General features: G+C 32.3%; 9 protein-coding genes and 1 other annotated feature. All 9 genes read right to left on the reverse strand.

Translation table 11 applies throughout. From position 1 onward, the window contains the following. Positions 1–182: 182 nt before the first annotated feature. Positions 183–563 carry a RidA family protein gene (locus M2651_RS14080; protein WP_252132975.1) on the reverse strand — a complete coding sequence of 127 codons (381 nt, stop codon included), beginning with the start codon at positions 561–563 and terminating at the stop codon, positions 183–185. A 52-nt stretch (positions 564–615) separates the two neighbouring features. Continuing rightward, positions 616–2,553 (reverse strand): threonine--tRNA ligase, encoded by a 1,938-nt coding sequence (gene thrS, locus M2651_RS14085; RefSeq protein WP_252132976.1) that lies wholly within the window; start codon positions 2,551–2,553, stop codon positions 616–618. Between the two features lie 60 nt (positions 2,554–2,613). Beyond that, positions 2,614–2,824: a binding site (T-box leader), on the reverse strand. Positions 2,825–2,919: 95 nt separating this feature from the next. Next, a complete protein-coding gene (gene hypE / locus M2651_RS14090; RefSeq protein WP_252132977.1) occupies positions 2,920–3,921 on the reverse strand; it encodes a hydrogenase expression/formation protein HypE in 1,002 nt (333 codons plus the stop codon). Beyond that, positions 3,914–4,990: a hydrogenase formation protein HypD gene (gene hypD / locus M2651_RS14095; RefSeq protein ID WP_252132978.1), complete on the reverse strand. Its 1,077-nt coding sequence runs from the start codon at positions 4,988–4,990 to the stop codon at positions 3,914–3,916. Before hypD ends, hypE begins: the two co-directional genes overlap by 8 nt. Then, on the reverse strand, positions 4,968–5,213 hold the full coding sequence (locus M2651_RS14100) for a HypC/HybG/HupF family hydrogenase formation chaperone (protein WP_252132979.1): 246 nt from the start codon (positions 5,211–5,213) through the stop codon (positions 4,968–4,970). The genes hypD and M2651_RS14100 overlap by 23 nt, the downstream gene beginning before the upstream one ends. A gap of 6 nt (positions 5,214–5,219) precedes the next feature. Continuing rightward, entirely contained in the window at positions 5,220–7,523 is a 2,304-nt protein-coding gene (hypF, locus tag M2651_RS14105; RefSeq protein WP_252132980.1) for a carbamoyltransferase HypF, read from the reverse strand. Continuing rightward, positions 7,513–7,773: a hypothetical protein gene (locus tag M2651_RS14110; protein WP_252132981.1), complete on the reverse strand. Its 261-nt coding sequence runs from the start codon at positions 7,771–7,773 to the stop codon at positions 7,513–7,515. Before M2651_RS14110 ends, hypF begins: the two co-directional genes overlap by 11 nt. Continuing rightward, positions 7,766–8,254, reverse strand: a complete 489-nt coding sequence (locus M2651_RS14115) for a hydrogenase maturation protease (protein ID WP_252132982.1) — start codon at positions 8,252–8,254, stop codon at positions 7,766–7,768. Before M2651_RS14115 ends, M2651_RS14110 begins: the two co-directional genes overlap by 8 nt. Positions 8,255–8,307: 53 nt before the next feature. Next, a complete protein-coding gene (locus tag M2651_RS14120; protein ID WP_252132983.1) occupies positions 8,308–9,705 on the reverse strand; it encodes a nickel-dependent hydrogenase large subunit in 1,398 nt (465 codons plus the stop codon). Positions 9,706–9,800: the final 95 nt, after the last annotated feature.

Below are 9,800 nucleotides of genomic sequence, written 5' to 3' on the forward strand. Positions count from 1 at the left end.
ACCTCACGGTGGACACCCTTGTCTTAAGCTAACGGTTGGTACTATCAACCCCCGTATCGGACTTTCACCGACAAGATTACGCCCATGCCGGGCGCACAATAAAAAACCTATGATTTGCAAAGTATCATAGGTTTTTTAGGGCTCTGTATTATTTTTTATGTTTCTTTGTAATTATTAATTTATTACTCTGCTAAAGCAATAGCTTCTATTTCTACTACTGCATCCTTAGGAAGCTTAGCAGCCTGTACACAGCTTCTTGCTGGAGCATTTTCCGGGAAATACTTTGCATAAACTTCATTCATAGCTGCAAAATCATTCATATCCCTTAAAAATACAACTGTCTTTACAACCTTATCTAAGGAAGTTCCTGCCTCTTCAAGTATTGCTTTTACGTTATTAAGACTCTGAGCTGTAGCTTCCTTTATATCACTTAAAAGTTCCCCAGTTGCAGGATTTACTGGAATCTGCCCTGAAGTGAAAACAAAGCTGCCTGCTTTTATAGCTTGAGAATATGGACCTATAGCTCCTGGAGCATTTGCAGTTCTAATAACTTTTTTTTCCATAGACTTTTTATCCCTCCTCTATAAATTATATAATGATATATAAATATTATCATTATCTCTCTTTATTTTGAATTTCCTCAACTATTCTATCCACAAATGCCTGTAAATCCATTGACCCTTCATCATCATTTTTACGGCTTCTTACAGAAACAGTATTTTCATATGCTTCCTTTTCTCCTACAATAAGCATATAAGGAATTCTTTGCAAACGAGCCTCTCTTATCTTATAGCCTATCTTTTCAGCTCTATAGTCAGGTTCTACTCTTACTCCTCTGTTTTGAAGTATTTTAACTACTTTTTCTACATAATCATGATACTTTTCAGATATTGGAAGCACTTTAACCTGAACAGGTGCAAGCCAAGTTGGGAAAGCTCCTGCATATTTTTCAATAAGCATTGCTAAAGTTCTTTCGTAGCACCCTATGGAAGTTCTGTGTATAATATATGGATGTTTCTTTTCACCATCTCTATCTACATAAGTCATATTGAATCTCTTTGCAAGAGCAAAGTCTATTTGAACAGTAATTATAGTATCTTCTTTTCCATGAACATTTTTAAATTGAATATCAAGCTTTGGTCCATAGAAAGCAGCTTCTCCTTCCGCTTCCTTATAATTAATTCCAATATGATCAAGTATATTTTTCATTATACCTTGAGTTCTTTCCCATTCTTCTTTTGAACCTATATATTTTTCTTTATTGTTTGGATCCCACTTTGAGAATCTATAAGTTATATCTTCTTTTATTCCTAAAGTATCCATCATGAAATTAATTAAATCTACTACACCCTTAAACTCTTCTTCAAGCTGGTCTGGTCTAACAACTAAGTGCCCTTCAGAAATTGTAAACTGTCTAACTCTTATAAGACCATGCATTTCTCCTGAAGACTCGTTTCTAAACAGTGTAGAAGTTTCAGCATATCTTATTGGTAAATCTCTATAGCTTTTTTGATCATTGTTATAGATTGTAAATTGAAAAGGACAAGTCATAGGTCTTAAAGCAAATACGTCTTCATCCTTCTCTTCATCACCTAAAACAAACATTCCATCTTTATAATGATCCCAGTGTCCAGAAACCTTGTATAAATCATTTTTTGCCATAAGAGGAGTTTTAGTTAAAACATACCCTCTCTTTTCTTCTTCATCCTCAACAAACCTTTGTAAAATTTGAACTACCTTAGCACCCTTAGGCATTAAAAGCGGAAGTCCTTGGCCTATAATATCTGAAGTTGTAAAAAGTCCGAGTTCTCTTCCTAATTTATTATGGTCTCTCTTTTTAGCTTCTTCAACTTTTGCTAAATGTTCATCAAGCTCATTTTTCTTTGGGAAAGAAGTTCCATAAATACGGCTGAGCATCTTATTCTTTTCGCTGCCTCTCCAGTATGCTCCTGCAACCTGAGTTAATTTAAAAGCTTTAACAAATTTAGTATTCATTAAATGTGGTCCTGCACAAAGGTCAACAAATTCCCCCATCTTATAAAATGAAATTACAGAACCCTCTGGCAAATCATTTATTAATTCAATTTTATAAGTTTCTCCTTTTTCCTCCATAAGCTTTAAAGCTTCTTCTCTTGAAAGCTCAAATTTTTCTATAGGAAGTTCTTCTTTTACTATCTTCTTCATTTCAGCTTCCAGCTTTTCAAGGTCTTCTGCTGAAAAAGAACCTTCCTTGTCAAAATCATAGTAAAAACCATCTTCAATAGCTGGTCCTATAGCTAATTTAGCTTCTTTAAAAACTCTTTTAACTGCCTGAGCAAGTATATGAGAAGCTGTATGTCTAAAAGCCTTCTTTCCTTCCTCATCGTTAAAAGTTAAAATATTTAAATCACAATTCTCATTTAACTTAGTTCTCAAATCTACTGTTTTTCCATTTACGCTACCTGCACATGCAGCTCTTGCTAAACCTTCGCTTAAATCTTTAGCAACTTCTAAAACTGATATACCAGCTTCATACTGTTTTTCTGAACCATCTTTTAATCTGATTTTAATCATATCAAGTACTCCCTCCAAAATTTATTAAAAATAAAAAAACTCTCGTCCCACATCCTAAAGAAATGGGACGAGAGTATGTACTTCTCCCGCGGTTCCACCCAAATTGTTCATGATAACACGAACCACTTGAAAAATGATAACGGAATTACCGGACTTTATTAGAGTCTCTCTGAGGTGGTCTTCAGCTGCCTTTCATTTAAGGATAATTTCAGCTATTTTATCCTCTCTCTGTAAACTACAAACAGCTTACTCTTCTCATCATAGAATTAATACTATTTTATTAAAGACATTATAACACTTCAAAATATACTGTCAAGCATATTTTAAAGTAATTGTATCATTTTTTCAAAATTATTTACAAACTTTCTAACATATTCTTGGCAGCATATTACTCTCTAATGATGATAAAACTCTCTTTCCTCCGAAATAATTTTCTATCAGTATAATATTTTGTGGTTCTTTAACAAATTCACCTATAATATTAGCTTGTTTTCCTTGGTCAATTGATTGAATTGACTCTAAAATTTTTTGTGATTCTGCTTCTTTAACAACAAGTACCATTCTCCCTTCACAAGCCATATATAATGGATCTAATCCTAAAAGTTTATTTGCAGCCATAACTTCTGCACTAATTGGAATATCCTCTTCAAATAAGTGAATACCTAGCCTGCAAAACTCAGTAAACTCATTTAATACAGTCGCCAGTCCCCCACGGGTAGGATCTCTCATTATTTTTATTGACGAGAAATGTCCTTTAAGCTTTTCAATAAAAGGAGTAAGTGCTGCACAATCACTTTTGAAATTACCTTTTAGTTTAATATCATATCGTTCTAATGCAATTGTTGTGCCATGTTCTCCAATTGGACCTGTAACAATAATCTTATCTCCTGACTCAATAGGTTTTATCTCATATTCATCAATAATACTTCCAATGCCGCTGGTATTAATAAAAATTCCATCTACACTTCCCTTTTCTACAACCTTTGTATCACCTGTTACTATTTTCACACCTGATTGCAAACAAGCTTTGCCCATAGCCTTTACAATTTCTTCAAGCTTATTTAGCAGAAACCCTTCCTCAATTATAAAACCAGCACTTATATAAAGAGGCTTAGCTCCTGATACTACTAAATCGTTAACTGTTCCGCAAATTGCAAGAGTTCCTATATTTCCACCTGAAAAAAATATTGGCTTTACTACAAAAGAATCAGTAGTAAAAGCCATTTTTCCTTCTAAATTTTCAAAAACTGCTGCATCCTGTCCATCTAAAAGCATCTCATTATCAAAATACTTGTAAAAAAGTTCTTTTATTAATATTCGTGTATATTTACCACCATTACCATGAGCAAGGCTAATTACTTCATTCATATTTTTCACTTCCTTTATATTTATAAAAAATAGAGCACGCTCCCTCTGCAGAAACCATACAAGGTCCTACTGGTGATTCTGGTGTACAACTTTTCCCAAAAAGCTCGCACTTACTGGGCGGCTTTTTACCAAGCAGTATTTCACTGCAAACACAAGCTTTTACTGTATTTATACCTGACTTTATTCCAAATTTTACAGCAGCATCATAATTCTTATAGTTTTCTCTTAAAGAAAACCCTGAAGCTTTAATTCTCCCTATACCTCTCCATTCACTTTCACAATATGTAAACATTTCATCCATCAGTTGATTTGCTTTTTCATTACCATAAGGTTTAACACAGTCTTTATATAAATTTTTAAAGCTCTTTTTATCTTTATCCTGCTGCTTTATCAAAAATAATAAAGCTCCAATAATATCTATTGCTTCAAAGCCTGCTATTACAGCTGGAATATTATATTGCTCTGTAATAAATTTAAAATATTCCTCACCTTTTATAACTGCTACATGACCAGGACAAATTAATCCTTGTATATTATGATGGGCATCTGAAAGAATATGATGTAAAATCGGCTCCATTCTCTTCATGCCTATTAAAAAAGAAACATTTTTTAAAGCTTTTGCCTTTGCTGTTTTTACAGCTAGTGCAATTAAAGGTGCAGTAGTTTCAAAACCAACAGCTAAAAATACAATCTCTTTATCACTATTTTCTTCTGCAAGCTTTATTGAATCCAAAGGAGAATATACTACACGAATATCTTTTCCTTTTTCCCTTTGCTCAGTCAAATTTTCTTTACTACCTTTTACTTTCATCATGTCACCAAAAGTAGTCAAGATTACATTTGGCTGCTGCAATAATTCTATAGCTGAATTAATATAAGTTTCTGAAGTAACACAAACAGGACATCCAGGACCTGACATCAAATTAATTTTTTGTTCAATAATGTTTCTGATACCTAATTTTGAAATAGCATAGGTATGAGTTCCACAAACCTCCATTACATTAAAATCCTTAATAGAGGCCTTCTGAATTTTTAAAATCATATCTTTAATTAAAGCCTGTTTGTTCATTTTCCTTCTTTACCTCCAGCATTGACTGAAATACTTCCTGTAAATAATCATAATAATCAGTGTCAATCTTTTGAATAGCACAGCCTGCATGAACTAAAATATAATCTCCTGCTTTAGGACTCTCTATAAGCTGTATATTAATTTCGCTTTCTACTCCCATAATATTTACTTTTGCAGCATTTCCCTTTATATCTATAATTTCCCCTGGTATAGCAAGACACATATTTAATTACCTTCCTTTTTTTATAATTGCACTGGCAGCATTAAGCTGTCCAAAAGAAATCCCCCCATCGTTAATAGGAATCTGCTTATTAAAAAAAACCTGAAAACCCTTCTTTCTCAAGTTTATATATATTTTTTTTAGTAAGTATTCATTTTCAAACACACCGCCGCTAAGCACAACCTTATTAATGCCTTCATTTTCTCTTACCCTGCAGACTAAATAACAGGAAGCCTCTGCTAATGAATTATGAAACTTTGCGGAAATTTTTGAAGCCAACTCTTTTTCTTTTACATCTTTTAATATACCTTCAATAATACCCTTATATTGTAGATGAAAAATTCCTTCTCTTTCTTCAACATTCCATGGGTAACTTTCTTCTATTTCTTTATCAATAATATTCTCAAGTTCTATAGCTGCTTGTCCGTCATAAGAAATATAATTTCTAATTCCAATAAGTGATGCTACTGCATCAAAAAGCCTTCCAATACTGGAGGATAAAAAGCAATTAAAATCTGAATTTAAAGCCTGCAAAACTACTTCAATACTTTCTTTTGCAACATCCTGTATAATTTCTGATGGTTTATAATTAAGACTATACAGATAACTTGCAGCACATCTCCAAGGCTCTTTTACAGCTTTATCACCGCCCTGAATATTTACATATTCTAAATGACCAGCTCTTTTGAAAAATTCTCGATTTCCTATAAAAAACTCGCCCCCCCATACAGCACCGTCTAATCCAAAGCCTGTACCATCAAATATAATTCCAATTACAATATCATCAATTGAATGCTCAGCCATACAGCTTACCATATGAGCATGATGATGCTGTACTGCGATTTTTCTTCCTTTCAGGCTTATAGCAAACTGAGTGCTTAAATATGAAGGGTGTATGTCATGTACAATAACATCTGGATTTATATTAAAAAGCTTTATAAAATGCTTAAGTACATATTTAAAATTCTCGTAACATTCAAATTCCTTTAAGTCTCCTAAATACTGGCTTAAATAAGAATACCCATTTTTAGAAACACAAATGCTATTCTTCTGTTCACCACCAAGTGCTATAATTTGCAGCTTTGTATCAACTTTTAAATTATATGGAGTATAACCTCTTGCTCTTCGTGATACTATCTCTTCTTCATCTATTACCTTAACTACAGAATCATCTATTGGGATATAGATATCTCTATTATTTACCAAAAAGAAATCTGCTGCTTTGCCTAAATGCTTTAACGCTTCTTCATTTTTATATTCAATAGGCATACCGCTGATATTACCGCTTGTCATAACTAAAAGGTTCAATTTTTCATTGAATAATAAATGATGCAAAGGAGTATAAGGCAGCATTACTCCTAATTTTTTTTGTTTTGCTGCCAAAGCATATGGTAATAAAAATTCACATTTCTTTTTTAAAAGCACAATAGGTCTTTTGCTGCTTGTTAAAACTTCTTCCTCTTTTTCTGATACATAGCAAAATTCTTTAATTGTATTAATATCTTTTGCCATTAAAGCTAACGGCTTATCTCTTCTGTGCTTTCTAGCTCTAAGCAGAAGAACCGTCTTCTCATTTTTACCATCACAAACTAAATGAAACCCGCCTATTCCTTTAATAGCCAATATCTTTCCATCCATAAGAAGCTTAATAGTTTCTTCAATTATATCATTACATTCAACTTGTTCACCTTTATTATCTAGAAGTAAAAGGGTTGGTCCGCATTTTTCACAGCAGTTTGGCTGAGCATGAAAACGCCTGTTTAAAGGATTATCATATTCTTTTTGGCAGTCCTCACACATATGAAAATTTTCCATAACAGTACGAGGTCTATCATAGGGCAAGCCCTTAATAATAGAATACCTAGGACCACACTCTGTGCAGTTAGTAAAAGCGTATCTATAACGGGAAGTATTCTTCTTTTTAATATCCTCTAAACATTTAGAACAAACTGAAACATCAGGTGAAACAAACCTTACCTTATTCTGCTCCTCACTACTTTGCTTAATCTCAAAGCCTCCCCTGTTAATATCATTATTATTAAATAATAACTTCTCTGTCATATCTGTACATTCAACTTTTTCTATCTTTGAAAGACTAGGAGGCTTTTTTATAATATCTAATAAAAAATGTTTAATATTATCTTTAAAACCAGTACAGTCAATACCTACAGCGCCTCCTGTATTTTCAACCCATCCCTGTATTTGATATTCCTTTGCTTTTTTATATACATAAGGTCGAAATCCCACACCTTGCACTATGCCGTATATTTTTACAAGGTATCTTCTCACATCTTTTTCTATTTTATTCCTCACCCCTGTCACCTTCAATACTGTGAAGGATAGCAGTTTGTTCTTCTATATCCTCTCTCTCTACTTTAATCTTTGTCCATAACCCAATTAAATCTTTATTTTCATATTTAAGATGTTCATAAAGATTATTCTCATTAACATGACTTCTATGATTTACAACTACAGTTAATCTGTTCACTTTTCTAATGTTATTAACTGAGCATACCTGCTTTACTGCCTGAGAAATCTTATTTAACAAAATAGTATCATGCATATCTTATCTCCCCTTTATTAGTATTTAATAAGTTCAATTCTTCTAAATCTTTTTCTATGTTGTATAAAATCTCTTTAGAAATATCTATCAGTTTTTCTTCAAGCTTAGAACTTAAACCAAAGCCAAGTTCTATTTCCTTAGCTTCAATAGCAAAAATTTTTCCTTCAACATAAGGATAATAAAGCTTTAGTAAATCTAAAAAACTATAATTATGCTGTGTATAACCATTTTTATTAATTGTATAACTATTAAGCGGTATTACAGTAATTTCACCTGCATTTTTTCCATAAGAAGCTGCATCTAATATAAATAGAACATCATCTTTTTTAATCTTAGAAAGACAATATTCAAAATCTGCTTCTCCATAAATAACTTCAATACCTTTTTCATTAAGCCTTTCTTCTATTAGTCTTGCTGCCTCTATACCTATAGCGTCATCCTTCATTAAAACATTTCCTATTGCAATAAGTTTAACACTCATATAAGCACCTCTATATGTTGATTGTATTTATTTAGTAAAAATATTATTAACAATTATATAATAATCTTAACTGGGCTAAACCTATCACTTACTACATGAGTTGCACAAGATATGCACGGATCAAAAGACCTTACTATTCTTCCGATTTCAACTGGATGCATCATATCTTTAATCTCTGTACCAATAATTGCTTGTTCTATTACTCCTTTTACGCCAACATTATCAGCTGGAGAACAATTCCATACACTAGGTGTAATAATATTATATCTATTAATTTTTTTATTCTTTATATATATCCAGTGTCCTAAAGCTCCTCTAGTAGTATCTATAAGGCCAGAGCCATAAGCTTCTTCAGGAATGTTATATTGATTTTGCGATGCTTTTTTAAAAGCTATTCTATCTAAAAGCTGCTCCATGATTTCTAGTACCTTTTTAGTTTCTAAAACTCTTGCAATAGTTCTATCCATAGTTGAAACCTTATTATCATAATTATTACTTAAAATCATTCTTGCTAAAGGACCGACTTCTAAAGGATATCCATTATATCGAGGTGCTTTCACAAAGCTGTATGCTCCTTCTTTATCTAAATCTGGTTCAACATCATTTTTATTGCTGCTTTTCAAATCTTGAATAAACCATGAATTATAAATACTCTCTGTTATTTTGTCCGGATTAAATGATAAAAAGCTGCCATTAATATATACTCCTGGTTTTACATAACTTAAATCAGCCTCTAAATATTTATCATAAACACCGTAAGAAAGCAGATTACCATAACCCTTTCCAATATTAAAATAGTCTTTATAGTATTCTGATATGGTATATACATCTTCTATCATATTGTTTTCTACAAAATTTTTAATTTCTTTTACTATAGATTTCACTTTTACAATTTTATATGCATCTATATTTACAGTAGTCCCACCTACAAATATTCCATGACTATGAGGCGCCTTTCCCCCGAGCTCTGCTAATGCTGTATGAGCTAGTCTGCTATATTTAATTGCATTAATATAATTATCAGTTATTCTATCATTTATATCTTTTGGTAATCTAAAATCCGTGTGATTATTATTGTAAACTGGTTCCAGCTTAGGGCCTGTAGCAAAATCAGGAATAGTGTATAAATAGAAGTGTCTTATATGATTTTGAACATATTCACAGCCGTGCATGAAATCTCTAATCATTCTGTCGTTTTCATTTGGTAAAATACCTAACGCACTTTCTAAAGCTAAACTTGAAGCCATGGAATGAGCATTAGAACATATCCCGCATATCCTTTGCGTAAAATAAACTGCATCTAGCGGTTCTCTATCCTGAAGCATTTTCTCAAATCCCCTGAATAATAATCCGCTGCTTTTTGCATCTACTGCTTTATTATTTTCCACCTTAACTTCTATTTCTAAAAAGCCACTGATTCTTGTAAGTGGGTTTATTGTAATTATACTCATATTAACTATCATTCCTTTCGCTGTGCTCAAGGCACAAAAATTTATGAAAATGTATATTCTGTACAAACTCTGTCAATAATATAGGCAAGTATGCA

The organism is Clostridium caldaquaticum (genome assembly GCF_023806125.1).
Lineage (GTDB): Bacteria > Bacillota > Clostridia > Clostridiales > Clostridiaceae > Clostridium_AT > Clostridium_AT caldaquaticum.

Excerpts from the sequence above, each read along its gene's own strand:
- M2651_RS14080 (WP_252132975.1), bottom strand. The coding sequence starts at position 563 with ATGGAAAAAAAAGTTATTAGAACTGCAAATGCTCCAGGAGCTATAGGT.
- thrS (WP_252132976.1), bottom strand. The coding sequence starts at position 2,553 with ATGATTAAAATCAGATTAAAAGATGGTTCAGAAAAACAGTATGAAGCT.
- hypE (WP_252132977.1), bottom strand. The coding sequence starts at position 3,921 with ATGAATGAAGTAATTAGCCTTGCTCATGGTAATGGTGGTAAATATACA.
- hypD (WP_252132978.1), bottom strand. The coding sequence starts at position 4,990 with ATGAACAAACAGGCTTTAATTAAAGATATGATTTTAAAAATTCAGAAG.
- M2651_RS14100 (WP_252132979.1), bottom strand. The coding sequence starts at position 5,213 with ATGTGTCTTGCTATACCAGGGGAAATTATAGATATAAAGGGAAATGCT.
- M2651_RS14110 (WP_252132981.1), bottom strand. The coding sequence starts at position 7,773 with ATGCATGATACTATTTTGTTAAATAAGATTTCTCAGGCAGTAAAGCAG.
- M2651_RS14115 (WP_252132982.1), bottom strand. The coding sequence starts at position 8,254 with ATGAGTGTTAAACTTATTGCAATAGGAAATGTTTTAATGAAGGATGAC.
- M2651_RS14120 (WP_252132983.1), bottom strand. The coding sequence starts at position 9,705 with ATGAGTATAATTACAATAAACCCACTTACAAGAATCAGTGGCTTTTTA.